Below are 23,735 nucleotides of genomic sequence, written 5' to 3' on the forward strand. Positions count from 1 at the left end.
CGCCCAAGAGAGTAGACCATGAGCCAAGGTATTGAATTTAATCGGTTGATGACAGACATGAAGGCTATGAAGCTGGATGCCATGTCTGCGCCGAAATCGACTACCGCTGTCCCTGAACTGGGAGGCAGCAGCTTTTCCGACATGCTCGGTCAGGCGATCAACAAAGTCAGCGATACCCAGACTGCGTCGACTCAACTGGCCAACGCCTTTGAAGTCGGCAAAAGCGGTGTCGATCTGACCGACGTGATGATCGCTTCGCAAAAAGCCAGCGTGTCGTTCCAGGCTCTGACCCAGGTGCGCAACAAACTGGTTCAGGCTTATCAAGACATCATGCAGATGCCGGTATAAGGACGAGATTGAGTCATGGCAGAAGCAGTCGCCGATAACGTTCCGGCCAAGGCCACCCCGATAGACGGCAAACCGCCGCTGTTCGGTCTGTCCTTCCTGGAAAACCTCTCCGAGATGACCGTGCTGCGTCAGGTGGGCCTGTTGGTCGGCCTGGCTGCGAGCGTGGCGATTGGCTTTGCCGTGGTGCTGTGGTCGCAGCAGCCGGATTACCGTCCGTTGTACGGCAGCCTTGCCGGCATGGACGCCAAGCAGGTCATGGACACCCTGGCCTCCGCCGACATCCCTTACACCGTTGAACCGAATTCTGGCGCCTTGCTGGTCAAGGCCGATGATCTGTCGCGCGCGCGCCTCAAGCTCGCGGCCGCTGGTGTCACTCCCAGCGATGGCAACATCGGTTTTGAAATCCTCGACAAGGAACAGGGTCTGGGCACCAGCCAGTTCATGGAAGCGACCCGTTATCGTCGCGGCCTCGAAGGTGAACTGGCGCGCACCATTTCCAGCCTGAACAACGTCAAGGGCGCCCGTGTGCACCTGGCGATTCCCAAGAGTTCGGTGTTCGTCCGTGACGAGCGCAAGCCGAGCGCTTCGGTGCTGGTTGAGCTGTACAGCGGCCGTTCGCTGGAGCCGGGTCAGGTTGTTGCGATCATCAACCTGGTCGCGACCTCCGTTCCCGAGTTGAGCAAATCGCAGATCACCGTCGTCGACCAGAAGGGCAACCTGCTTTCTGATCAGGCGGAAAATTCCGAAATGACCATGGCCGGCAAGCAGTTCGATTACAGCCGCCGCATGGAAAGCATGCTCACGCAGCGCGTGCACAACATCCTGCAACCGGTGCTGGGCAACGATCGCTACAAGGCTGAAGTTTCCGCCGATGTCGATTTCAGTGCCGTCGAATCCACTGCCGAGCAGTTCAACCCGGATCAACCGGCGTTGCGCAGCGAGCAGTCGGTCAACGAACAACGCACCGCCAGCAATGGCCCGCAAGGTGTGCCGGGTGCCCTGAGCAACCAGCCACCGGCGCCGGCCTCTGCGCCGCAAACCACCGGCGGTGCCGCAGCCCCGGCCAGCATGGTACAGCCAGGTCAGCCATTGGTTGACGCCAACGGCCAGCAGATCATGGACCCGGCCACCGGCCAGCCAATGCTCGCGCCATACCCGGCAGACAAGCGTCAACAATCCACCAAGAACTTCGAGCTCGACCGTTCGATCAGCCACACCAAGCAGCAGCAGGGTCGCCTGAATCGTCTGTCGGTGTCGGTTGTGGTCGACGATCAGGTCAAGGTCAACGCGGCTAACGGTGAAACCACCCGCGCGCCGTGGAGCGCCGACGAATTGGCGCGCTTCACTCGTCTGGTGCAGGACGCCGTCGGTTTCGACGCCAGCCGTGGCGACAGTGTCAGCGTGATCAACATGCCGTTCTCCGCCGAGCGCGGTGAAGTGATTGCCGATATTCCGTTCTACTCCCAGCCATGGTTCTGGGACATCGTCAAACAAGTGCTGGGTGTGTTGTTCATCCTGGTGCTGGTGTTTGGTGTGCTGCGTCCGGTGCTCAACAACATCACCGGCGGCGGCAAAGGCAAGGAGCTGGCCGGTCTTGGCAGCGACGTGGAACTCGGCGGGATGGGCGGCCTGGACGGCGAACTTTCCAACGACCGCGTGAGCCTCGGTGGTCCGCAGAGCATTCTGTTGCCGAGCCCTAGCGAGGGTTATGACGCGCAACTGAATGCAATCAAGAGCCTTGTGGCCGAGGATCCGGGTCGTGTGGCTCAGGTCGTGAAAGAGTGGATTAACGCAGATGAGTGATAACCGAGCCGCAGCCGTCAAACTGACCAAGGTCGACAAAGCCGCGATTCTGCTGCTGTCCCTGGGTTCGACCGATGCTGCACAAGTGTTGCGCCACATGGGCCCGAAAGAGGTTCAGCGCGTCGGCGTGGCCATGGCGCAGATGGGCAACGTCCATCGCGAGCAGGTCGAGCAGGTCATGAGCGAGTTCGTCGACATCGTCGGCGACCAGACCAGCCTGGGCGTCGGTTCCGACGACTACGTGCGCAAAATGCTCACCCAGGCACTGGGTGAAGACAAGGCCAACGGCCTGATCGACCGCATCCTGCTCGGTGGCAACACCAGTGGCCTCGACAGCCTGAAATGGATGGAGCCGCGCGCCGTTGCCGACGTGATCCGCTACGAGCACCCGCAAATTCAAGCGATCGTGGTTGCCTACCTCGACCCGGATCAGGCCGGTGAAGTGCTCGGCAACTTCGACCACAAAGTGCGTCTGGACATCATCCTGCGCGTGTCGTCGTTGAACACCGTGCAGCCAGCGGCATTGAAAGAGCTGAACCAGATTCTCGAGAAGCAGTTCTCCGGCAACTCGAATGCCTCGCGCACCACCCTGGGTGGCATCAAGCGCGCGGCGGACATCATGAACTTCCTCGACAGCTCGATCGAAGGCCAGCTCATGGACTCGATCCGCGAAGTCGACGAAGACCTGTCCGGTCAGATCGAAGACCTCATGTTCGTGTTCAACAACCTCGCCGATGTCGACGACCGTGGCATCCAGGCACTGTTGCGCGAAGTGTCTTCCGATGTGCTGGTGCTGGCCCTCAAGGGTTCGGACGAAGGCGTCAAAGAGAAGATCTTCAAGAACATGTCCAAACGTGCTGCCGAGCTGTTGCGCGACGACCTCGAGGCCAAAGGCCCGGTGCGCGTCAGCGACGTCGAAACCGCGCAGAAAGAAATCCTCACCATTGCCCGTCGTATGGCCGAGGCCGGCGAGATCGTGCTCGGTGGCAAGGGTGGCGAGGAAATGATCTAAGCCCATGGACAAGCACGACGACGATGTGACGGATCTGATCCGCGCCCGCGATGTCCGTGGTTTCGAATCCTGGGCCATGCCCAGCTTCGACCCGCCCAAGCCGGAACCCGAGCCTGAGCCGGAGCCCGAACCGCCGGAAATGGAAGAAGTGCCGCTGGAAGAAGTCCAGCCACTGACCCTGGAAGAACTCGAAAGCATCCGTCAGGAGGCTTACAACGAGGGTTTCGGCATCGGCGAAAAAGAAGGTTTTCACAGCGCCACGCTCAAGGTCCGTCAGGAAGCCGAGGTCGCGCTGAGCGCCAAACTCGCCAGCCTTGAGCAACTGATGGTGAACCTGTTCGAGCCCATCGCCGAGCAAGACACGCAGATCGAAAAGTCGCTGGTCGACCTCGTGCAACACATCACCAAACAGGTGATCAAGCGCGAGCTGGCCATCGATTCCAGCCAGATCGAACACGTCATGCGCGATGCGCTCAAGCTGTTGCCGCTGGGCGTCGACAACGTGCGTCTGTACGTCAATCCGCAGGACTTCGAGCAAGCCAAAGCCTTGCGCGAACGTCACGAGGAAACCTGGCGCATCGTCGAAGACGAATCGCTGTTGCCGGGTGGCTGCCGGGTTGAAACCGAGCACAGCCGCATCGACGCCAGCATTGAAACCCGCGTGGCGCAGGTCATGGCGAAGTTGTTCGATCAGTTGCACGAACAAGCCTTGCACCCGGCTGAAGCGGATCTGACCCTGGATATCCCCGAAGACGTAAAACCGGCGGCCACGCCTGAAGAGCCGCTCGCGGACGACCCCGATGCGCCTTGAACGCACCAGTTTCGCCAAACGCCTGGGCAGCTACGCCGAGGCGGTCGAGATTGCCGGCGCGCCGATTCTTGAAGGTCGCCTGCTGCGCATGGTCGGCCTCACCCTCGAAGCCGAAGGCCTGCGCGCCGCCATGGGCACCCGCTGCCTGGTGATCAATGACGACAGCTATCACCCCTCGCAGGTGGAAGCGGAAGTCATGGGTTTTTCCGGTGGCAAAGTCTTTCTGATGCCGGTCGGCAGTGTCGCCGGCATCGCCCCGGGCGCCCGCGTGGTGCCACTCGCCGACACCGGGCGCCTGCCGATGGGCATGAGCATGCTCGGTCGCGTGCTCGATGGCGCCGGTCGTGCGCTGGACGGCAAGGGCGGCATGAAGGCCGAAGACTGGGTGCCGATGGACGGCCCGACGATCAACCCGCTCAACCGTGACCCGATCAGCGTGCCGCTCGACGTGGGCATCCGTTGCATCAACGGTTTGCTGACGGTCGGTCGCGGCCAGCGGCTGGGTCTGTTCGCCGGTACCGGTGTCGGTAAATCGGTATTGCTGGGCATGATGACGCGCTTCACCGAGGCCGACATTATTGTCGTCGGCCTGATCGGTGAGCGGGGTCGAGAAGTTAAGGAATTCATCGAGCACAGCCTCGGTGAAGAAGGCCTCAAGCGTTCCGTGGTCGTCGCATCCCCTGCGGACGATGCGCCGCTGATGCGTCTGCGCGCCGCGATGTACTGCACGCGCATCGCCGAATATTTCCGCGACAAGGGCAAGAACGTCCTGTTGCTGATGGATTCGCTGACCCGTTTCGCTCAAGCCCAGCGGGAAATCGCCTTGGCCATCGGCGAGCCGCCGGCGACCAAGGGTTATCCGCCATCGGTATTCGCCAAGCTGCCGAAACTGGTGGAACGCGCCGGTAATGCGGAGAAGGGCGGGGGTTCGATTACCGCGTTTTATACCGTGTTGTCCGAGGGCGATGACCAGCAGGATCCGATTGCCGACTCGGCGCGAGGCGTGCTCGACGGCCATATCGTGCTGTCCCGGCGTCTCGCCGAAGAAGGGCATTACCCGGCCATCGACATCGAAGCGTCGATCAGTCGGGTGATGCCGGCCGTGGTGTCGCCGGAGCACATGCAGCGCGCGCAGTATTTCAAGCAGCTGTGGTCGCGCTATCAGCAGAGCCGCGACCTCATCAGCGTCGGTGCCTACGTGGCCGGTGGTGACCGCGAAACCGACCTGGCGATTTCCCTGCAGCCGCAATTGGTCAGGTATCAGCGTCAGGGCCTCAACGACAGTATCAACATGGGCGAAAGCCAGGCGTACCTGGAAACCCTGTTCGCCCCAGCGGCGGGCGGCTAACCGGTCATGGCAGCCGTCAGCCGAGCCGCGCGTCTGGCGCCGGTGGTGGACATGGCCGAACAGGCCGAGAAAGCCGCCGTGCAACGCCTGGGTTATTTTCAGGGCCAGGTGAAAGTCGCTGAAAGCAAACTCGCCGACCTCAATGCCTTTCGACTGGATTACTCCGAACAATGGATCGTGCGCGGCGCGACCGGCGTGACCGGGCAATGGTTGCTGGGTTTCCAGGGTTTTCTGGCGCAACTCGACACCGCCGTCGATCAGCAGCGACAGAGCCTCAACTGGCATCAGAACAAACTCGACAAGGCCCGCGAGGAGTGGCAACAGGCGTTCGCCAAGGTCGAAGGTTTACGCAAACTGGTGCAGCGTTATCGCGAAGAGGCGCAACGCCTCGAAGACAAACGCGAGCAGAAATTGCTCGACGAACTGTCGCAGCGCTTGCCGCGGCAGAATCCCTTCTAAATCGCACCGCTCCCACATTTTGTTCCTGTGTTGCACCTTGCCCACGGGTCTACCAAGTGCTAAACCTTGTACACGTTCGTCAACGACAAGGAAGCCAGTCAATGTCAGCAGTTGAAACAGATCTCTCGCCAGAGGGAAAACTGACCATTTCAGTCAAGGGTCGCTTTGATTTCGGCCGCCATCAGGAATTTCGCGAGGCTTACGAGCGAGTCGACAAACGACCGGAATCCATCGTGGTCGATCTGAGAGAGGCGACCTACCTCGACAGCTCCGCGCTGGGCATGCTGCTTCTGCTGCGCGATCACGCCGGTGGTGATGAGTCGGATGTGCGGGTGGTCAACAGCAACTCCGACGTGCGCAAGATCCTCGCCATCTCCAACTTCGACAAACTCTTCGACATCAGTTGACCGCCATGCAGGCGCAAGAGCCGCTGACCATTCTGATCGCCGAAGACAGCGCCGCTGACCGCTTGCTGCTTTCGACCATTGTCCGCCGTCAGGGTCATGAAGTCCTGACCGCGGCCAATGGCGCTGAGGCAGTTGAGCTGTTTCGCCAGCAGCGACCCGATCTGGTCCTGATGGACGCGATGATGCCGGTGATGGACGGCTTCGAGGCGGCCCGGCAGATCAAGGCGCTGGCGGGCGAAACGCTGGTGCCGATCATCTTCCTGACCTCGCTCACCGAAAGCGAAGCGCTGGTTCGCTGTCTGGAAGCGGGGGGCGACGACTTTCTGGCGAAGCCCTACAACCAAGTGATCCTCGCCGCCAAAATCAAGGCGATGGATCGCTTGCGCCGTTTGCAGGCGACCGTGCTGCAGCAGCGCGACCTGATCGCCAAACACCACGATTATCTGCTCAACGAACAGCGCGTCGCCAAAGCGGTGTTCGACAAGGTTGCGCACTCCGGTTGCCTCAGTGCGCCGAACATTCGTTACCTGCAATCGCCTTATGCGCTGTTCAACGGCGACTTGTTGCTGGCGGCGTATACCCCGGCGGGCGACATGCACATTCTGCTTGGTGACTTCACCGGGCATGGCCTACCGGCAGCGGTCGGCGCGATGCCGCTGGCTGAGGTGTTCTACGGCATGACCGCCAAGGGCTATGGCCTGGCGGAAACCCTGCGCGAGATGAACGCCAAACTCAAACGCATCCTGCCGGTGGACATGTTCTGCTGCGCGACGCTGCTGTGTCTGAGTTTCCAGCGGCGTTCGGTCGAGGTGTGGAACGGCGGCATGCCGGACGGCTATTTGCACCGGATCGCTACGGGCGAGCGTGTGCCGTTGGCCGCGCGTCATTTGCCGCTGGGTGTGCTCAGTCCGCAGGCGTTCGACGACGGCACTGAAGTGCACAAGATGGCCGCAGGCGATCGAGTGTTCCTGTTGTCCGACGGGGTGATCGACACCAGCGATGCCAATGATCAGCTGTTCGGCGTCGAGCGCTTGCAGCAGGTTTTTGCCGCCAACCGTGAGCCCGATCGCTTGTTCGAGGATATCGAGCAGGCCTTGCGGGATTTTCGCGGCGAGGCCCGCGACGATGTGAGCATGGTCGAGGTCAGCCTGTTCGAGGGGGCGCAGGTCAATGCGTCGGCACCGGTGTATTCCGACAGCGGTCAGTCGTGTCCACTGGACTGGTCGGTGAGTTTCGAGTTTCGCGGTGCCACGCTCAAGCGCTTCAACCCGTTGCTTTACCTGTTGCAGTTGCTGCTCGAGGTCCATGGATTGCGCGGGCAAAGTGGTGCGTTGTACAGCGTGCTCGCCGAGTTGTACTCCAACGCGCTCGAGCACGGCGTGCTCGGTCTGGATTCCAGTCTCAAGCGCGATGCAGCGGGATTCGCCCTTTACTACCAGCAGCGCAATGAGCGGCTTGAAGCATTGCAGGACGGATTCGTGCGCGTGCATCTGCAAGTCCGGCCGCAAGGCGAGGGCGGTATTCTGGTGATTCGCGTGGAGGACAGCGGCAAGGGATTTGACGTCGCGCGGGTGATGGAGCGGCCACTGGAGAATGTCCGTCTGTCAGGTCGCGGTGTCAGTCTGGTCCGGCAATTGGGGCGCAATGCCAGTTGGTCGGACGAAGGTCGTAGTGCCCGCGTGGAGTTTTTCTGGGAGGTTCAGGCATAATCTGCGCAATTCTTGATCAAGGAGTGAACAAGTGACAGACCAACATGTAGATCGCGACGTGCTCGACACCTTGCGCGATGTGATGGAGGAGGGCTATCCGGATTTGCTGGACACCTTCCTCAGCGATTCCGAACAGCGCTTGCGCGAGTTGCAGAGAACTGCCGATGCCAAGGTGTTATCCGAAGTAGCGCATAGCTTCAAGGGTAGCGCCAGCAATATGGGCGCCATCCGCCTGGCTGAGCTGTGCCACGAACTTGAGTCGGAAGCGAAAGACAAAAGTCCGGCGGAAATCGTCAAACTGGTTGCCGAGATCAGCGGCGAATTTGCCGATGTGCGCCCTGTTTACGAAGACGAGCGACAGCACGCAACCACCCACTGATCCCGCCGTCCGGCGCTTTTCTCGAGCGTCGGACGAAACTGGCCCGGCCCTTGCAGCTATCTCCGCAACTGTACCTACGATCCCAGTGCAGCGGAGACTGTTTCATGCCTGCGACCCCCAACATCCTTCTTCAAAATGCCGCTCAGGCCAAGGCGCAAGCTGCGTCTGCCAAAACGTCGGCGATGGCCGTAGACACTGGGGATAAAGCCTCAAGCTTCGCGAAAGTGTTCGCCGATCAGGGATCGATCAAGCCTTCCGCAACCGCTGACAACACGACCAAGTCGCCACGCGACAAGGTCGCTGACAACAGCGGCAAAAAGGACATCGGCAAAGATTCCAATGCCGCTGCCCAACCGGCGGTTGCCGATAGCGGCAACGACTTGCCTGCCGATAAAACCGCGACGACCGATGACGCCACTGCCAGCAGCGACGACACCGCCGACACTGCCCAGCCGCCAGTGGTTGATGCTGCGCCGGTTGATCCGACGCTTGATCCGGCATTGGTCGTCGCGGTGCAGCCAGTGGTTACGCCGCCAGTGGTGCCGACCCCGGTTGCCACCGCCCAGCCTGAAGCTGAAACCCCTGCACTCGCAGCATTGCCGAGCATGGTCAAGGACCCGGCGCCTGCCACCGACAGCGATTTCGATCCGACGGCGGATCCACTCGACTCACTGCCAGCGGTGCGCATGGCGATGGAGCAGGGCGGCCACATATCCGCTGCCAGCCAGGCCCAACCCAAAGCCTCACCGGCTCAGGCGCAGGCCGACGGTGAGCTGACGGCGGCGCAGAATTTCGCTGCCGGCATGGCCAGCATGCTCGACGTGCAAGCCGACAAGGACAGCACCAGCCAGGGCGGCGATAAAGCCTTCAGCGGCTTGCTCGATGACGGCCTCAAAGACCTGAAATCTGCGACCAGCGATACCCGCGTCGATGACTTCGCCAACCGTCTGGCGGCGCTGACTCAGGCTGCTACGCCAAAGACTGCGAACGCGGTGCCGGTGAACCAGCCGATCGCCATGCATCAGAGCGGCTGGACAGAGGAAGTGGTCAACCGCGTCATGTATTTGTCGAGCGCCAATCTCAAGGCGGCGGACATTCAGCTGCAGCCGGCCGAATTGGGTCGTCTCGACATCCGCGTGAATATGGTCCCGGATCAACAGACCCAAGTGACGTTCATGAGCGCGCACCCGAGCGTGCGTGAAGCGCTGGACGGCCAGATGCATCGTCTGCGGGAAATGTTCAACCAGCAGGGCATGGGCCAGGTTGACGTCAACGTCTCCGACCAGAACCGTGGCTGGCAGGGTCAGCAAGGCCAAGAGCAGGCGCAGCAGGGCCAGAGTGGTCGCACCAGCGCCGCCGGCGGTCGCCTCGATGCGGCGGATGAAGAACTGGCGCCAGCCGCCATTGCTGAAGTGGCTGCTCAAACCACCAGCGTAATTGGCAGCAGCGCTGTCGACTACTACGCCTGATATAACGCTGATTACCCTTGTGGGAGCGAGCCTGCTCGCGGATACGGTTTAACACTCAACATTTATGTCGACTGTTACATCGCTTTCGCGAGCAGGCTCGCTCCCACATTTGTTTTGTGGTGCTCTGCAGATCAATCCTCCGACACTTCTGGCATAACACTTGCTCTTGCCTTGCCGTGCGACTGTGAAAACCCGATTAGTGACGGATTATTGGCATGGCGAAGAGCGATACAGCAGCAGTGAAAGACCCCGCAACCAAAGGCAAACTCAAGCTGATCATTGTGATCGTGCTGGCGTTGCTGCTGGCCATTGGCGCGTCCGTGGGGGCGACCTGGTTCTTCATGCATGGCGCTCAGAGCAAGCCTGCCGAAGCCGCTGATGCAGCGCCTGTCGGCAAGCAACCGGCGATCTTCGAGCCGATGGCGCCAGCCTTCGTTGCCAACTACAACCAGAACGGCCGTCAGCGCTACATGCAGGTGAGCATCACCATGCTGGCGCGTAATCAGGCCGATCTGGAAGCGCTCAAAGTGCACATGCCGGTGATCCGCAACAACCTGGTGATGCTCTTCTCTGGTCAGGATTTCGCCACGTTGGCGACCCCGGTCGGGCAAGAGATGTTGCGCCAGAAGGCCACAGCCAGCGTCCAGGAAGTGGCGCAGAAAGAGCTGGGCAAAGTGGTGATCGAACAGTTGCTTTTCACTAATTTCGTACTGCAGTAGGAACACGACATGGCCGTGCAGGATCTGCTGTCCCAGGATGAAATCGACGCGCTGTTGCACGGCGTCGACGATGGTCTGGTACAGACCGATAACGCTGCCGAACCCGGCAGTGTCAAAAGCTACGACCTGACCAGCCAGGATCGCATCGTCCGTGGACGCATGCCGACTCTGGAAATGATCAACGAGCGTTTTGCCCGTTACACCCGCATCAGCATGTTCAACATGCTGCGCCGCTCGGCGGACGTTGCCGTCGGTGGCGTACAGGTGATGAAGTTCGGCGAATACGTGCACTCGCTGTACGTGCCGACCAGTCTCAACCTGGTCAAGATCAAACCGTTGCGCGGCACCGCGCTGTTCATCCTCGACGCCAAACTGGTGTTCAAACTGGTGGACAACTTCTTCGGCGGCGACGGCCGTCACGCGAAGATCGAAGGGCGTGAATTCACCCCGACCGAACTGCGCGTGGTGCGCATGGTGCTGGAACAGGCCTTCGTCGATTTGAAAGAAGCCTGGCAGGCGATCATGGAAGTCAATTTCGAGTACATCAACTCGGAAGTGAACCCGGCCATGGCCAACATCGTCGGCCCGAGCGAAGCGATCGTGGTCTCCACCTTTCACATCGAACTCGATGGCGGTGGCGGCGATCTGCACGTGACCATGCCGTACTCGATGATCGAGCCGGTGCGCGAAATGCTCGATGCCGGTTTCCAGTCCGACCTCGACGATCAGGACGAGCGCTGGGTCAACGCGCTGCGTCAGGACGTGCTCGATGTCGACGTGCCGATTGGCGCCACCGTGGCGCGCCGCCAGTTGAAGTTGCGCGACATCCTGCACATGCAGCCGGGGGATGTGATCCCGGTCGAAATGCCGGACGAAATGATCATGCGCGCCAACGGCGTGCCGGCCTTCAAGGTCAAGATGGGCTCGCACAAAGGCAACCTCGCGTTGCAAGTGATCGAGCCGATCGAGCGTCGCTGAAGCGGCGCTCCTACCCCCAAGCATTTAACTGAATTTTTGCCCGCCGAGGACAAATGATGAACGACGATATGAACGCCCAGGACGACCAGGCACTGGCTGATGAATGGGCTGCTGCCCTGGAAGAGACCGGTGATGGCCAAGCTGACATCGACGCATTGCTGGCCGCCGACGCAGCCAGCGGCTCGCGTCTGCCGATGGAAGAGTTCGGCAGCGTGCCGAAGAACAACGATCCGGTCACCCTGGACGGTCCGAACCTGGACGTGATCCTCGACATCCCGGTGTCGATTTCGATGGAAGTGGGCAGCACCGACATCAACATCCGCAACCTGCTGCAACTCAATCAGGGGTCGGTGATCGAGCTGGATCGTCTGGCCGGTGAGCCGCTGGACGTGCTGGTCAACGGCACACTGATCGCTCACGGCGAAGTGGTTGTGGTCAACGAGAAGTTCGGCATCCGCCTGACCGACGTGATCAGCCCAAGCGAACGCATCAAGAAGCTGCGCTGAGTGAACAGGTTTCTCTGGGCTCTGCTGGCGTTGCCGCTGAGCGTGCTGGCCGCCGAACCGTCGACAGCCACCAGCGTGCCTGCGGCGACCGCGCCGATGGTCAACAGCGGCGTGGCCGGGCAATTGACGCAACTGGTGTTCGGTCTGCTGCTGGTGCTGGGGGTGATTTTCTTCCTCGCCTGGCTGTTGCGTCGCGTGCAGCAGGCAGGCCCCGCGGGCAAGGGCCAAGTGATCGAGCTGATCGGTTCGCGCGCACTCAGTCCGCGTGACCGCTTGCTGCTGGTACAGGTCGGCAACGAGCAGATTCTGCTCGGCCTGAGCCCCGGCACCATCACCGCGCTGCACGTGCTCAAGGAACCGGTCGACGTGCCGGCGACCAGTGAAAAAGCGACCCCGGAATTTGCTCAGCATCTGCTGAAAATTCTCGGCAAGGATCAGAAGGATACGAAGTAATGGGTGCGCTACGCATCGTCTTGACGCTGGCCCTGTTGCTGGCCGCGCCACTGGCGTTCGCCGCCGATCCGTTGTCGATCCCGGCGATCACGCTGGGCACCAACGCCGATGGCGCGCAGGAGTATTCGGTCAGTCTGCAGATCCTGCTGATCATGACCGCGCTGAGCTTTATTCCGGCGGCGGTCATCCTGATGACCAGTTTCACCCGGATCATCATCGTCTTCTCGATCCTGCGTCAGGCTCTGGGCCTGCAACAGACGCCGTCGAACCAGATCCTCACCGGTATGGCGCTGTTCCTGACCCTGTTCATCATGGCGCCGGTGTTCGACCGGGTGAACAACGATGCGCTGCAACCGTATCTGGCCGAGAAACTCACCGCCCAGCAAGCGGTGGAAAAAGCCCAGGTGCCGATCAAGGACTTCATGCTCGCGCAGACTCGCACCAGCGATCTGGAGCTGTTCATGCGCCTGTCCAAGCGCACCGACATCGCCACGCCGGATCAGGCGCCGCTGACCATTCTGGTCCCGGCGTTCGTCACCTCCGAGCTTAAAACCGCTTTCCAGATCGGCTTCATGATCTTCATTCCGTTCCTGATCATCGACCTCGTCGTGGCCAGTGTGCTGATGGCGATGGGTATGATGATGCTCTCGCCGCTGATCATTTCGCTGCCGTTCAAGATCATGCTGTTCGTGCTGGTGGATGGCTGGGCGCTGATCATCGGCACCCTGGCCAGCAGTTTCGGAGGTGTCTCGCCATGACGCCAGAAGTCGCGGTCGACATCTTTCGTGAAGCGCTGTGGCTGACCACTTTGATGGTCGCGATTCTGGTGATCCCGAGCCTGTTGGTCGGCTTGCTCGTGGCGATGTTCCAGGCCGCGACGCAGATCAACGAACAGACCTTGAGCTTCCTGCCGCGTTTGCTGGTGATGTTGGTAACGCTGATCGTGGGCGGCCCGTGGATGGTGCAGACCTTCATGGAATACATCATCCAGTTGTACAAAAACATTCCGCTGGTCATCGGCTAAGCCATGCAATCGCTGCTTCAGCTGACCGACACCCAGATCAGTACCTGGGTGGCCTCGTTCATGTTGCCGCTGTTTCGTGTCGCGTCGATGTTGATGGTCATGCCGGTGTTCGGCACCACGCTGGTGTCGCGGCGCATACGTCTGTATTTCGCCGTGGCAATCACCGTGTGCATCGCCCCGAGTCTGCCGCCGATGCCCGCGGTCAGTCCGCTGGATCTCAGTGGTTTGCTGCTGATCGCCGAGCAGATTCTGGTTGGCGCCGTGCTGGGGTTTTCCCTGCAACTGTTCTTCCAGGCGTTTGCCGTGGCCGGGCAGATTGTCGCGATCCAGATGGGCATGGGCTTCGCCTCGATGGTCGACCCGGCCAACGGTGTGTCCGTGGCGGTGATCGGGCAGTTTTTCACCATGCTCGTGACCCTGTTGTTCCTGTCGATGAACGGCCATTTGGTGGTCTTCGAAGTCCTCACCGAAAGCTTCACCACACTGCCTGTCGGTGGCGGGTTGATGACGGCGCAGTATTGGGAACTGGCCGGCAAGCTCGGCTGGGTGCTGGGCGCGGCATTGTTGCTGGTGTTGCCGGCCGTGACCGCGTTGCTGGTGGTCAACATCGCGTTTGGCGTGATGACCCGGGCGGCACCGCAGTTGAACATTTTCTCCATCGGTTTCCCGCTGACCCTGGTGCTCGGTCTGTTCATCGTCTGGGTCGGTCTGGCGGACATTCTCAATCAGTATCAACCGCTGGCCACCGAGGCCTTGCAGTTGTTACGCGAACTGGCACGGGCGCGCTGACTCATGGCTGAGAGCGAAAGCGGTCAGGACAAAACAGAAGACCCCACGGACAAGCGCAAAAAAGACTCCCGTGAGAAGGGGGAGATCGCCCGTTCCAAAGAGCTCAACACCCTCGCCGTGATGATGGCTGGTGCCGGCGCGCTGCTGGTGTTCGGCGGCGCGCTCGCTGAAGACCTGATGGAATTGATGCGCCTGAATTTCACGCTGTCGCGTGAGGTGATCATGGATCAGGGATCCATGGGCGCATTTCTGTTGAAGTCAGGTCAGATAGCACTGGTGGCCATCCAGCCGTTCATGATCACGTTGTTGCTGGCTGCTCTGATCGGGCCAATTTCTCTCGGTGGCTGGCTGTTTGCAGCCGGTTCCATGGCGCCCAAGTTCAGCCGGATGAACCCGGCGGCAGGCCTGAAGCGAATGTTTTCGTTCAAGGCTGTGGTCGAACTGCTCAAGGCGCTGGCCAAGTTTTCGGTTACCTTGGGAGTGGCGTTGGTGGTGCTGTTATCGGATGTCGATGACTTGATGCGGATCGCCCACGAGCCGCTGGAGTCAGCGATCATTCACAGCGTCACGCTGGTGGGCTGGAGCACCTTGTGGCTGGCCTGCGGCCTGATCATCATCGCCGCCGTCGACGTACCGGTGCAGCTCTGGGAAGCGCACAAGAAACTGCTGATGACCAAGCAGGAAGTGCGCGACGAGCACAAGGATCAGGAAGGTCGCCCCGAGGTCAAACAGCGCATTCGCCAGACCCAACGCGAAATGTCCCAGCGCCGCATGATGGCGGCGATCCCCGACGCCGACGTGGTCATTACCAACCCGACGCACTACGCCGTCGCGCTCAAGTACGACTCCGAGAAGGGCGGCGCGCCGATGCTGATTGCCAAGGGCAGCGACTTCCTCGCCCTGAAGATCCGCGAAATCGCCGTGGCCAACAACGTCATGCTCCTCGAATCGCCGGGGCTGGCGCGCTCGATCTACTACTCCACCGAACTCGACCAGGAAATCCCCAGCGGCCTGTACCTGGCCGTCGCGCAGGTTCTGGCCTACGTCTACCAGATCCGCCAGTTCCGCGCCGGCAAGGGCAAACGCCCGGACCCGCTCAAGGACGACCTGCCGATTCCGCCGGATTTGCGTCGCGATTCCTGACGGTCCATCGACGCCGTCTGTCTGAAAACCCTCTGTACCTGTTAGTTCTTACAGTAGACGCAGGTCACCCGCTGACGCTCTGATTACGACGGGAATAAACCCGTCGGATGTCTTGCTGTGAATGTTTGCGAGCAGGGGCTCGTGGGCGCTCAAGATGTCTTTTCAGAGGCAAATATCATGGCAGAGCGTCCACATCGCAACCTTCCAGGCATGAAAATCGAGTTCGTTTCAGGGCGGCTGGAGGAGCGCCCGAGCGAGGGTGCAATCGGTTACTCCGCGGTCTTTGATTTGAGCCTGGATTTTCTCAACTTCAAAGTCATGGCGGACCTGTACGTCCCCGATTATCTGGACAGTCCGATCAATGCCATTCGCCCTGAGCTGGATGGTTTGGGCTACCACTATGCGTATAACTACTTCTTCGACTCAGCCGGGAAAATCACCAGCAACGAAGCGCTGTTCAGAGTGTTCACCCCCAGCGATTACTACATGAGCGAATGGTCGGTGGGCGGGCTTGAAAACCGTTATGCAAAACCGGTCTTCGAGCTGGTTGGCGGTCAATTGCGCGCAACGGTACGCCGGGATTTTCGCTGGGGTGGGGACAAGCGCCAAGTGCAGATTCGTGACTTGCCGATCATCGATTTTCGCTGGGCCCTGAATCTGTTGGAGTCGGAGGAGGGCGAGGACGGTGGGCGACAACCTGGCTCCAAAGTCATCTTGATGGATGCCGAGGAGGAGGTCGTCAAAGTCGAGAGCCGCCAAATGTTTCGCGGCACGCTTTACATGGTCGGGCGCGAACTTGAGTTTGGCGAGATTCCTGCGGAACGGCTGCTGAGGGCTGGGCAAGTCTGATTTTTACGGTTGATTGATCGTTCTCACGCGCAGCGTGGGAACGTTCATCGAGGGGCGCGCTACTGCGGCAGCTCAAGGTTATCCAGCGCCCGATTCACCGCCAACTCCCCGAGCATGATCAATTGCGCGATCCCCTGCAGCGTTCGGCGCTGCGATGCGGGTATGAGGTTGGCGAAGTCGTGGGCGATGGTTCTGGCTGAGGCGAGGGTTTCGCAGGCGTTGGCCAGCAACTCTTCGCTTTTGATATCTGCGACGACGGCGTACATCGTGCTGGGTTTGCGCGGAGGCCGGGTGCTGCCGGGGCAAAGGTAGTGATCGAGGGCGCGTTCGGCGGCGTCGTGGAGTTTTTTTGAATCGATGGATTCGTAAGGTGAGGCGGGGTCGGATTCGGGTGGGTTTGGTGTTGGTTTGATCATGGTGAAGCTCCTAGAGTCATTGGAGCTGCCAACGTTCGCTGCGAGACGAATGAGGGTGGCAGCTATACGCGGGTCGCAGACCGGGACTCTAGAACCGGCAGACCCGAAGGTCTCCCACGTACAGCCGCCATAAAAAGCGGGTGTTGTGCGTCCAGAGATCGACGGGCTGCGAGACCCGATCGCTGATTCGTCAGCGACCGAACCACAATAGAACCCGCCCCCAAGGCGCACAAGCCGGCGGATTCTGGCTTGGCTGTAGGCAAAGGCGCAAGGATTTGTAGCCTGGAAGGCGTGTCTGCAGGTGTCTTTTAAACGCGTTAGTTTAAAAGGCGATTTGCGCTGACTTCATTGGCCTCTTCGCGAGCAGGCTCGCTCCCACATTTGGAACGCATTCCACTTCACTGTTTGGAATGCATTTCCCCTGTGGGAGCGAGCCTGCTCGCGAAGGGGCCATTCCGGTCAGCGGAAAACACTCGGTTAAACCCCTCTGTTTCAATCCTTTGCAAAAGTTGGAAAGCTTCTTGCAATAGCCGCCGTGAGCCCGCTCTGGGCGTCAAAAGTTTGCTTTAAAGGAACGGGGAAAACCGGTGGATCGCTCTCAGTTATTCAACACAGCACGCACTAACGTTGCCGACCTCAGTCGAGGCAATCTGGGCGTGCCGTTGCTGTTGCTGGTGATGCTGGCGATGATGATGTTGCCGGTGCCGCCGTTCCTGCTGGACGTCTTCTTCACCTTCAACATCGCCCTGTCGATCGTCGTTCTGCTGGTCTGCGTTTACGCGCTGCGACCGCTGGATTTCGCCGTGTTCCCGACGATTCTGCTGGTCGCGACACTGCTGCGGCTGGCGTTGAACGTGGCCTCGACGCGGGTGGTAATGCTCCACGGTCAGGACGGCCACGCCGCTGCCGGTAAGGTGATTCAGGCCTTCGGTGAAGTGGTGATCGGTGGTAACTACGTGGTCGGTATCGTGGTCTTCGCGATTCTGATGATCATCAACTTCGTCGTGGTGACCAAGGGTGCCGGGCGGATTTCCGAGGTGAGCGCGCGCTTCACCCTCGATGCGATGCCCGGCAAACAAATGGCGATCGACGCCGACCTCAACGCCGGTCTGATCGACCAGAACCAGGCCAAGGCGCGCCGTCAGGAGGTCGCCCAAGAGGCCGAGTTCTACGGTTCGATGGACGGTGCCAGCAAGTTCGTCCGTGGTGACGCCATTGCCGGCCTGCTGATTCTGTTCATCAACCTTATCGGCGGGATGGCCGTCGGTATCTTCCAGCACAACATGAGCTTCGGCGATGCCGGTCGGGTTTACGCCTTGCTGACCATCGGTGACGGTTTAGTGGCGCAATTGCCATCACTGTTGTTATCTACAGCTGCAGCGATCATGGTGACCCGTGCTTCCGGCTCGGAAGACATGGGCAAGCAGATCAATCGCCAGATGTTCGCCTCGCCGAAGGCGCTGGCCGTGGCCGCCGGTTTGATGGCGGTGATGGGCCTGGTGCCGGGCATGCCGCACTTCTCGTTCCTGAGCATGGCCGCGCTGGCTGCCGGTGGCGCCTACTTGTTCTGGAAGAAGCAGAACGTGGCCAAAGTGGTCGCGCTGGAAGAGGTCAAACGCCAGCAGGAACTGCTGCCGTCGCCGGCCCGCGCCATGGAAACCAAGGAGCTGGGCTGGGATGACGTGACGCCAATCGACATGATCGGTCTGGAAGTCGGCTATCGCCTGATCCCGCTGGTGGATCGTAATCAGGGCGGGCAATTGCTGGCGCGGATCAAGGGCGTGCGCAAGAAGCTCTCGCAGGATCTGGGCTTCCTGATGCCGACCGTACACATCCGCGACAACCTCGATCTGGCGCCAAGCGCCTATCGCCTGACCCTGATGGGCGTGATTCTCGCCGAAGCCGAGATCTACCCGGATCGCGAACTGGCGATCAACCCGGGCCAGGTGTACGGCACGCTCAACGGTATCAACGCCAAAGATCCGGCTTTCGGGCTGGAAGCGGTGTGGATCGAAATCAGTCAGCGTGCCCAGGCGCAATCCCTCGGTTACACCGTGGTCGACGCCAGCACCGTGGTGGCAACGCACTTGAACCAGATTCTGTACAAGCACTCCAGCGAGCTTATCGGCCACGAGGAAGTGCAACAACTCATGCAATTGCTGGCCAAAAGCTCGCCGAAACTGGCAGAAGAGCTGGTGCCGGGCGTGGTCACGTTGTCGCAGTTGCTCAAAGTGCTGCAAGCGTTGCTCGCCGAACATGTGCCGGTGCGCGACATCCGCAGCATCGCCGAAGCCATCGCCAACAACGCCGCGAAGAGTCAAGATACCGCCGCGCTGGTGGCGGCAGTGCGCGTCGGCGTATCCCGCGCCATCGTCCAAAGCATTGTAGGCACTGAGTCCGAGCTGCCTGTGATCACCTTGGAACCAAGGTTGGAACAAATATTGCTCAATAGTCTGCAGAAGGCAGGACAAGGCTCGGAAGAGGGCGTTCTGCTGGAGCCAAGCATGGCCGAGAAGCTGCAGCGTTCGCTCATCGAAGCGGCGCAGCGTCAGGAAATGCAAGGTCAGCCGGTGATCCTTTTGGTCGCCGGCCCGATCCGCGCGATGCTCTCGCGTTTTGGCCGCCTCGCAGTCCCTGGATTGCATGTGCTGGCCTACCAGGAAATACCGGACAACAAGCAAGTGACCATCGTTGCGACAGTAGGGCCCAACGGCTGAGGTAGTGGTTTATGCAAGTTAAGCGTTTCTTTGCCGCCGATATGCGTCAGGCCATGAAGCTGGTTCGTGATGAGCTGGGCGCTGATGCCGCCATCATTGGCAACCGCCGCATTGCCGGCGGTGTCGAGTTGACGGCGGCACTGGATTACAAATTGTCGGCGCTGGCGCCACGGGTTCCGAACATGGAACTTGAGGACGAGCTGCGCAAGACTCAGTCGCGCATCGTCACCGCCCAGGCCGAGTTGAGCCTGCGTGGCGAAGCCGATGGCAACAGCAATCGTCAGATCTTTGCCGGGCTGCCGTTGACCGCTGGCCTGCCGCTGACCGCCGCTGAACCGCTGACCGAGCCGACTTACGCCGCGCCGGCGCGTCCGGCCCCGGCGCCTGCGCAGTCCTCCGGCGGCGTTGATCCGCGTGCACTGGACTCGATGCGTTTTGAATTGAACAGCCTGCGCGAGCTGATGGAAGTGCAGCTCGGCACCTTGGCCTGGAATCAGTTGCAAGGCAGTCGTCCGGCTCAGGCCAACCTGTATCGCCGTCTGCAGCGCATCGGTCTGTCCGGCCCGTTGTCGCGCGATCTGCTGTCGATGATCAGCGATATCGAAGAGCCGCGTCAGGCCTGGCGCATGCTGCTCGCGCATCTGGCGCGGATGATTGCCGTACCGGAAGTCGAGCCGCTGGAAGAGGGCGGTGTGATCGCCATGGTCGGCCCTGCCGGCATGGGCAAGACCACCACACTGGCCAAGCTGGCCGCACGTTATGTGCTCAAGTACGGCGCGCAGAATGTCGCGCTGGTGAGCATGGACAGTTTTCGCATCGGCGCTCAGGAACAACTGAAGACCCTCGGTCGCATCCTCAATGTGCCGGTGACTCACGTCGATCCTGGTCAATCGCTGGTGCAGGCACTGGATCCATTGCTGCGCAAACGCGTGGTTTTGATCGATACTGCCGGCCTGCAAGCCAGCGATCCGGCCCTGCGCATGCAGCTCGAAAGCCTGGCCGGGCGTGGCATCCGTTCAAAAAATTATCTGGTCTTGGCAACCACCAGCCAGAAACAGGTTCTAACCGCCGCTTATCACAGTTACAAGCGTTGCGGGCTAGCCGGCTGCATCCTGACTAAACTGGATGAAACGGCCAGCCTTGGCGAAGTGTTAAGCCTGGCGATCAGTCATGAATTGCCGGTCGCGTACCTGACCGATGGCCCACGGATTCCGGATGATTTGCATCTGCCGCGTCGTCATCAACTGGTCAGCCGCGCCGTCAGCGTGCAAATGCAGGAAGAACCCAGCGAAGAAGCCATGGCTGACATGTTCGCTGATATCTACCACAGCCCGACCAAGCAGGTAGGCTGAGGTATTCATGAACAGTTTTTGTACCTACATCGATGGTCTGCCATGCATTGTTCCGGTTGTGAACGCGCAGCCAGTAATGTGGCCTCCGTCTATGCAAGACAAGGTAAAGAAATAACATGGGCAGCATGCATCCCGTACAGGTGATCGCGGTGACCGGCGGCAAAGGTGGCGTCGGCAAGACTAACGTGTCAGTGAACTTGTCTCTGGCTCTGGCAGAGCTTGGCCGTCGGGTCATGCTGCTGGACGCCGATCTGGGACTGGCGAACGTCGACGTATTGTTGGGTCTGACCCCGAAACGCACTTTGGCCGACGTCATCGAAGGCCGTTGCGAATTGCGCGACGTGCTGTTGCAAGGCCCCGGTGGCATTCGCATCGTGCCGGCCGCGTCCGGCACTCAGAGCATGGTCCACCTGAGCCCGGCCCAACACGCCGGTCTGATTCAGGCGTTCAGCGACATCGGCGACAATCTCGACGTACTGGTGATTGACACCGCTGCGGGTATTGGTGACTCGGTAGTCAGTTTCGTACGCGCAGCCCAGGAAGTGTTGCTGGTGGTCTGCGATGAGCCGACCTCGATCACTGACGCTTACGCGCTGATCAAACTGCTCAACCGCGATTACGGCATGAACCGCTTCCGCGTTCTCGCCAACATGGCGCAGAGCCCGCAGGAAGGGCGCAACCTGTTCGCCAAGTTGACCAAGGTCACGGACCGCTTCCTCGACGTCGCCCTACAATATGTCGGCGCCGTGCCTTACGACGAAAGCGTGCGTAAAGCGGTGCAGAAGCAGCGTGCCGTCTACGAAGCCTTCCCGCGCTCCAAGTGCGCGCTGGCATTCAAGGCCATTGCACAGAAGGTCGACACCTGGCCGCTGCCCGCCAACCCGCGCGGCCATCTCGAGTTTTTCGTCGAGCGTCTCGTGCAGCAAACGGCAGGGCCCGTGCTATGACCGCTAGCGGTATGAATTACTACAAAAAGTCGGCACGTGACGCTCAGTACGAGCTGATCGAGCGTTACGCGCCGCTGGTCAAACGCATTGCCTATCACTTGCTGGCGCGATTGCCGGCGAGTGTGCAGGTTGAAGATTTGATCCAGGCCGGGATGATCGGCCTGCTCGAAGTCTCGACCAAATATGACGCCAGCAAAGGCGCCAGTTTCGAAACGTACGCGGGCATTCGAATCCGCGGCGCGATGCTCGACGAAGTGCGCAAAGGGGACTGGGCGCCACGCTCGGTTCACCGCAATACCCGTATGGTCAGTGACGCAATTCGCTCAATTGAAGCTAAAACCGGCCGTGACGCTAAAGATCACGAGGTTGCAGCCGAACTCCAATTGAGTCTCGACGATTACTACGGGATTTTGAATGACACCTTGGGCAGCCGCCTCTTCAGTTTCGACGACCTGCTGCAGGACGGCGAACACGAAGGGCTGCACGAGGATGGCGCGAGTGCTCATCTTGAGCCGTCACGCGATCTGGAAGATGAACGCTTCCAGGCGGCGCTGGCGGACGCGATTGCCAATTTGCCGGAGCGTGAGCGACTGGTGTTGGCGCTGTACTACGACGAAGAGCTGAACCTCAAGGAAATCGGTGAAGTCCTTGGCGTCAGTGAATCGCGGGTCAGCCAGTTACACAGCCAGTGCGCGGCCCGTTTGCGGGGGCGTTTGGGGGAGTGGCGAGCGCGCTGAAGGCAGTGTGGGGACACTGCGAACGAGGCTGGTGCGGTGATGAACGGCACCGGTCTTGCTCTGTTGTGCTCCAGACAGTCTTCGAGTGCTGCGCCGATTGATTGAAGTGGCGCGTCCAGGTGCTGGGCGCGTTTAAGACTGCTTGGAGGTCGAATTGAACAAAGACATGAAAATCCTCATCGTTGATGACTTCTCAACGATGCGGCGGATCATCAAGAACCTGCTGCGTGATCTTGGGTTCACCAACACCGTCGAGGCTGACGATGGCACCACTGCCATTCCAGTGCTCAACAGCGGAAGCATCGACTTTCTGGTAACGGACTGGAACATGCCGGGCATGACCGGTATCGACCTGCTGCGTCACGTGCGTGCCGATGAAAAGCTCAAGCACCTGCCGGTACTGATGGTGACTGCAGAAGCCAAGCGCGAGCAGATCATCGAAGCCGCTCAGGCCGGTGTAAACGGCTACGTCGTCAAACCTTTCACGGCTCAGGCGCTGAAAGACAAAATCGAGAAGATTTTCGAACGCATCGGCTGATGAACGCGCGGGGGAGCTATGGAGCATAAAGAATCTTCACAGGGCGATTTCGAGTCGACCCTGAAAAAACACGCGGTCGAACTGGTCGAGAGCCTTGAAAAAGGCAGGTTCGGCGACGCTGTGCAACTGATCCATGAGCTCAATCAGACCCGTGACCGCGGCCTGTATCAGGAAGTGGGCAAGCTCACACGCGAACTGCACAGTGCGATCGTCAATTTCCAGATCGATCCGCACATGCCGCAGGCCGAGGAAGTGTCGCAAATCACCGACGCCACCGAACGCTTGGGCTATGTGGTCAAGCTGACGGAAGCCGCGGCCAACCGCACCATGGATCTGGTGGAAAGCGCCACGCCGGTGGTCAATGGTCTGGCTGAAGAAGCCCAGGCCTTGAGTACCGATTGGGGGCGTTTCATGCGTCGTGAAGTCGGGGCTGAAGAGTTCCGCGAACTGGCGCGCCGGGTCGACGGTTTTCTGTCACGCAGCAGCACGGGCAACCGTGAAGTGTCGAGCCACCTCAACGACATCCTGCTGGCTCAGGATTACCAGGACCTCACCGGTCAGGTGATCAAGCGTGTGACCCAACTGGTCACCGAAGTCGAAAGCAATTTGCTCAAACTCGTGCTCATGGCCAGTCAGGTCGACCGCTTTGCGGGCATCGAACATGACCGCGCCGCGATGCTTGCAGAAAAAGATCCACAAAAACATCTCTCGCAGGGTGAAGGTCCGCAGATTCATGCCGATAAACGAGAAGACGTTGTGTCCGGTCAGGACGATGTGGACGATTTGTTATCCAGCCTTGGATTCTAGAGTTTTGGAATTGTA

At 60.2% G+C, this 23,735-nt stretch carries 26 protein-coding genes; 25 read left to right on the forward strand and 1 reads right to left on the reverse strand.

Features of this window, described 5'->3' with window-relative positions; genetic code table 11:
* Positions 1 to 18: 18 nt before the first annotated feature.
* The 19 genes from fliE to ACQ4OE_RS15280 all read left to right on the forward strand — a co-directional run bounded on the left by fliE (position 19) and on the right by ACQ4OE_RS15280 (position 16,206).
* Complete coding sequence (fliE, locus tag ACQ4OE_RS15190) at positions 19 to 348, forward strand: flagellar hook-basal body complex protein FliE (RefSeq protein WP_007920044.1); 330 nt, start codon at positions 19 to 21, stop codon at positions 346 to 348.
* A gap of 15 nt (positions 349 to 363) precedes the next feature.
* Complete coding sequence (fliF, locus tag ACQ4OE_RS15195) at positions 364 to 2,151, forward strand: flagellar basal-body MS-ring/collar protein FliF (RefSeq protein WP_122593392.1); 1,788 nt, start codon at positions 364 to 366, stop codon at positions 2,149 to 2,151.
* Positions 2,144 to 3,163 carry a flagellar motor switch protein FliG gene (gene fliG / locus ACQ4OE_RS15200; protein WP_039761172.1) on the forward strand — a complete coding sequence of 340 codons (1,020 nt, stop codon included), beginning with the start codon at positions 2,144 to 2,146 and terminating at the stop codon, positions 3,161 to 3,163. The genes fliF and fliG overlap by 8 nt, the downstream gene beginning before the upstream one ends.
* Before the next feature lie 4 nt (positions 3,164 to 3,167).
* On the forward strand, positions 3,168 to 3,974 hold the full coding sequence (fliH, locus tag ACQ4OE_RS15205) for a flagellar assembly protein FliH (protein ID WP_122593394.1): 807 nt from the start codon (positions 3,168 to 3,170) through the stop codon (positions 3,972 to 3,974).
* Entirely contained in the window at positions 3,964 to 5,322 is a 1,359-nt protein-coding gene (gene fliI, locus ACQ4OE_RS15210; RefSeq protein WP_122593396.1) for a flagellar protein export ATPase FliI, read from the forward strand. The genes fliH and fliI overlap by 11 nt, the downstream gene beginning before the upstream one ends.
* 6 nt (positions 5,323 to 5,328) lie before the next feature.
* Entirely contained in the window at positions 5,329 to 5,781 is a 453-nt protein-coding gene (fliJ, locus tag ACQ4OE_RS15215; RefSeq protein ID WP_122593398.1) for a flagellar export protein FliJ, read from the forward strand.
* Between the two features lie 101 nt (positions 5,782 to 5,882).
* Positions 5,883 to 6,188, forward strand: coding sequence for an STAS domain-containing protein (locus tag ACQ4OE_RS15220; RefSeq protein WP_430947107.1), 306 nt, complete (start codon positions 5,883 to 5,885; stop codon positions 6,186 to 6,188).
* Between the two features lie 5 nt (positions 6,189 to 6,193).
* Complete coding sequence (locus ACQ4OE_RS15225) at positions 6,194 to 7,897, forward strand: ATP-binding SpoIIE family protein phosphatase (RefSeq protein WP_430947108.1); 1,704 nt, start codon at positions 6,194 to 6,196, stop codon at positions 7,895 to 7,897.
* A gap of 31 nt (positions 7,898 to 7,928) precedes the next feature.
* Positions 7,929 to 8,276 carry an Hpt domain-containing protein gene (locus ACQ4OE_RS15230; protein ID WP_430947109.1) on the forward strand — a complete coding sequence of 116 codons (348 nt, stop codon included), beginning with the start codon at positions 7,929 to 7,931 and terminating at the stop codon, positions 8,274 to 8,276.
* A 104-nt stretch (positions 8,277 to 8,380) separates the two neighbouring features.
* Positions 8,381 to 9,745: a flagellar hook-length control protein FliK gene (locus tag ACQ4OE_RS15235; RefSeq protein ID WP_430947110.1), complete on the forward strand. Its 1,365-nt coding sequence runs from the start codon at positions 8,381 to 8,383 to the stop codon at positions 9,743 to 9,745.
* Positions 9,746 to 9,960: 215 nt separating this feature from the next.
* Positions 9,961 to 10,464, forward strand: a complete 504-nt coding sequence (gene fliL / locus ACQ4OE_RS15240) for a flagellar basal body-associated protein FliL (protein ID WP_430947111.1) — start codon at positions 9,961 to 9,963, stop codon at positions 10,462 to 10,464.
* 9 nt (positions 10,465 to 10,473) lie between these two features.
* On the forward strand, positions 10,474 to 11,442 hold the full coding sequence (gene fliM, locus ACQ4OE_RS15245; RefSeq protein WP_007920032.1) for a flagellar motor switch protein FliM: 969 nt from the start codon (positions 10,474 to 10,476) through the stop codon (positions 11,440 to 11,442).
* Positions 11,443 to 11,498: 56 nt separating this feature from the next.
* A complete protein-coding gene (gene fliN / locus ACQ4OE_RS15250; RefSeq protein ID WP_007920031.1) occupies positions 11,499 to 11,948 on the forward strand; it encodes a flagellar motor switch protein FliN in 450 nt (149 codons plus the stop codon).
* Positions 11,949 to 12,401, forward strand: coding sequence for a flagellar biosynthetic protein FliO (fliO, locus tag ACQ4OE_RS15255; RefSeq protein ID WP_122593408.1), 453 nt, complete (start codon positions 11,949 to 11,951; stop codon positions 12,399 to 12,401).
* Complete coding sequence (fliP, locus tag ACQ4OE_RS15260; protein WP_007920027.1) at positions 12,401 to 13,159, forward strand: flagellar type III secretion system pore protein FliP; 759 nt, start codon at positions 12,401 to 12,403, stop codon at positions 13,157 to 13,159. Before fliO ends, fliP begins: the two co-directional genes overlap by 1 nt.
* Positions 13,156 to 13,425, forward strand: coding sequence for a flagellar biosynthesis protein FliQ (gene fliQ, locus ACQ4OE_RS15265; RefSeq protein WP_430947112.1), 270 nt, complete (start codon positions 13,156 to 13,158; stop codon positions 13,423 to 13,425). Before fliP ends, fliQ begins: the two co-directional genes overlap by 4 nt.
* A 3-nt stretch (positions 13,426 to 13,428) precedes the next feature.
* On the forward strand, positions 13,429 to 14,214 hold the full coding sequence (gene fliR / locus ACQ4OE_RS15270; RefSeq protein ID WP_122593412.1) for a flagellar biosynthetic protein FliR: 786 nt from the start codon (positions 13,429 to 13,431) through the stop codon (positions 14,212 to 14,214).
* 3 nt (positions 14,215 to 14,217) lie between these two features.
* Positions 14,218 to 15,357, forward strand: coding sequence for a flagellar biosynthesis protein FlhB (flhB, locus tag ACQ4OE_RS15275; protein WP_430947113.1), 1,140 nt, complete (start codon positions 14,218 to 14,220; stop codon positions 15,355 to 15,357).
* Between the two features lie 141 nt (positions 15,358 to 15,498).
* Positions 15,499 to 16,206 (forward strand): hypothetical protein, encoded by a 708-nt coding sequence (locus ACQ4OE_RS15280; RefSeq protein WP_430947114.1) that lies wholly within the window; start codon positions 15,499 to 15,501, stop codon positions 16,204 to 16,206.
* A gap of 59 nt (positions 16,207 to 16,265) precedes the next feature.
* On the opposite strand, the gene ACQ4OE_RS15285 is transcribed toward ACQ4OE_RS15280, so the two are convergent.
* The gene (locus tag ACQ4OE_RS15285; protein WP_430947115.1) at positions 16,266 to 16,622 is read right to left on the reverse strand and encodes a DUF6124 family protein; all 357 of its coding nucleotides are present in this window, start codon (positions 16,620 to 16,622) and stop codon (positions 16,266 to 16,268) included.
* A gap of 587 nt (positions 16,623 to 17,209) precedes the next feature.
* Here ACQ4OE_RS15285 and flhA point away from each other — a divergent pair.
* From flhA to ACQ4OE_RS15315, 6 genes are all read left to right on the forward strand, one after another.
* Positions 17,210 to 19,339, forward strand: coding sequence for a flagellar biosynthesis protein FlhA (gene flhA / locus ACQ4OE_RS15290; RefSeq protein ID WP_122593420.1), 2,130 nt, complete (start codon positions 17,210 to 17,212; stop codon positions 19,337 to 19,339).
* Between the two features lie 11 nt (positions 19,340 to 19,350).
* A complete protein-coding gene (flhF, locus tag ACQ4OE_RS15295) occupies positions 19,351 to 20,691 on the forward strand; it encodes a flagellar biosynthesis protein FlhF (RefSeq protein WP_053118396.1) in 1,341 nt (446 codons plus the stop codon).
* Positions 20,692 to 20,807: 116 nt separating this feature from the next.
* Positions 20,808 to 21,638: a flagellar synthesis regulator FleN gene (gene fleN / locus ACQ4OE_RS15300; RefSeq protein ID WP_003222917.1), complete on the forward strand. Its 831-nt coding sequence runs from the start codon at positions 20,808 to 20,810 to the stop codon at positions 21,636 to 21,638.
* Complete coding sequence (fliA, locus tag ACQ4OE_RS15305; protein WP_007920004.1) at positions 21,635 to 22,375, forward strand: RNA polymerase sigma factor FliA; 741 nt, start codon at positions 21,635 to 21,637, stop codon at positions 22,373 to 22,375. The genes fleN and fliA overlap by 4 nt, the downstream gene beginning before the upstream one ends.
* 166 nt (positions 22,376 to 22,541) lie before the next feature.
* A complete protein-coding gene (locus ACQ4OE_RS15310; protein WP_024012118.1) occupies positions 22,542 to 22,913 on the forward strand; it encodes a chemotaxis response regulator CheY in 372 nt (123 codons plus the stop codon).
* 18 nt (positions 22,914 to 22,931) lie between these two features.
* Positions 22,932 to 23,720 carry a protein phosphatase CheZ gene (locus tag ACQ4OE_RS15315; protein WP_122593422.1) on the forward strand — a complete coding sequence of 263 codons (789 nt, stop codon included), beginning with the start codon at positions 22,932 to 22,934 and terminating at the stop codon, positions 23,718 to 23,720.
* The last annotated feature ends 15 nt before the right edge of the window (positions 23,721 to 23,735 follow it).

Origin of the sequence: Pseudomonas sp. WC2 (genome assembly GCF_050586545.1) — a bacterium.
Classification (GTDB): Bacteria; Pseudomonadota; Gammaproteobacteria; order Pseudomonadales; family Pseudomonadaceae; genus Aquipseudomonas.

Excerpts from the sequence above, each read along its gene's own strand:
- fliE (WP_007920044.1), top strand. The coding sequence starts at position 19 with ATGAGCCAAGGTATTGAATTTAATCGGTTGATGACAGACATGAAGGCT.
- fliF (WP_122593392.1), top strand. The coding sequence starts at position 364 with ATGGCAGAAGCAGTCGCCGATAACGTTCCGGCCAAGGCCACCCCGATA.
- fliG (WP_039761172.1), top strand. The coding sequence starts at position 2,144 with ATGAGTGATAACCGAGCCGCAGCCGTCAAACTGACCAAGGTCGACAAA.
- fliH (WP_122593394.1), top strand. The coding sequence starts at position 3,168 with ATGGACAAGCACGACGACGATGTGACGGATCTGATCCGCGCCCGCGAT.
- fliI (WP_122593396.1), top strand. The coding sequence starts at position 3,964 with ATGCGCCTTGAACGCACCAGTTTCGCCAAACGCCTGGGCAGCTACGCC.
- fliJ (WP_122593398.1), top strand. The coding sequence starts at position 5,329 with ATGGCAGCCGTCAGCCGAGCCGCGCGTCTGGCGCCGGTGGTGGACATG.
- ACQ4OE_RS15220 (WP_430947107.1), top strand. The coding sequence starts at position 5,883 with ATGTCAGCAGTTGAAACAGATCTCTCGCCAGAGGGAAAACTGACCATT.
- ACQ4OE_RS15225 (WP_430947108.1), top strand. The coding sequence starts at position 6,194 with ATGCAGGCGCAAGAGCCGCTGACCATTCTGATCGCCGAAGACAGCGCC.
- ACQ4OE_RS15235 (WP_430947110.1), top strand. The coding sequence starts at position 8,381 with ATGCCTGCGACCCCCAACATCCTTCTTCAAAATGCCGCTCAGGCCAAG.
- fliL (WP_430947111.1), top strand. The coding sequence starts at position 9,961 with ATGGCGAAGAGCGATACAGCAGCAGTGAAAGACCCCGCAACCAAAGGC.
- fliM (WP_007920032.1), top strand. The coding sequence starts at position 10,474 with ATGGCCGTGCAGGATCTGCTGTCCCAGGATGAAATCGACGCGCTGTTG.
- fliN (WP_007920031.1), top strand. The coding sequence starts at position 11,499 with ATGAACGACGATATGAACGCCCAGGACGACCAGGCACTGGCTGATGAA.
- fliP (WP_007920027.1), top strand. The coding sequence starts at position 12,401 with ATGGGTGCGCTACGCATCGTCTTGACGCTGGCCCTGTTGCTGGCCGCG.
- fliQ (WP_430947112.1), top strand. The coding sequence starts at position 13,156 with ATGACGCCAGAAGTCGCGGTCGACATCTTTCGTGAAGCGCTGTGGCTG.
- fliR (WP_122593412.1), top strand. The coding sequence starts at position 13,429 with ATGCAATCGCTGCTTCAGCTGACCGACACCCAGATCAGTACCTGGGTG.
- flhB (WP_430947113.1), top strand. The coding sequence starts at position 14,218 with ATGGCTGAGAGCGAAAGCGGTCAGGACAAAACAGAAGACCCCACGGAC.
- ACQ4OE_RS15285 (WP_430947115.1), bottom strand. The coding sequence starts at position 16,622 with ATGATCAAACCAACACCAAACCCACCCGAATCCGACCCCGCCTCACCT.
- flhF (WP_053118396.1), top strand. The coding sequence starts at position 19,351 with ATGCAAGTTAAGCGTTTCTTTGCCGCCGATATGCGTCAGGCCATGAAG.
- fleN (WP_003222917.1), top strand. The coding sequence starts at position 20,808 with ATGGGCAGCATGCATCCCGTACAGGTGATCGCGGTGACCGGCGGCAAA.
- fliA (WP_007920004.1), top strand. The coding sequence starts at position 21,635 with ATGACCGCTAGCGGTATGAATTACTACAAAAAGTCGGCACGTGACGCT.
- ACQ4OE_RS15310 (WP_024012118.1), top strand. The coding sequence starts at position 22,542 with ATGAAAATCCTCATCGTTGATGACTTCTCAACGATGCGGCGGATCATC.
- ACQ4OE_RS15315 (WP_122593422.1), top strand. The coding sequence starts at position 22,932 with ATGGAGCATAAAGAATCTTCACAGGGCGATTTCGAGTCGACCCTGAAA.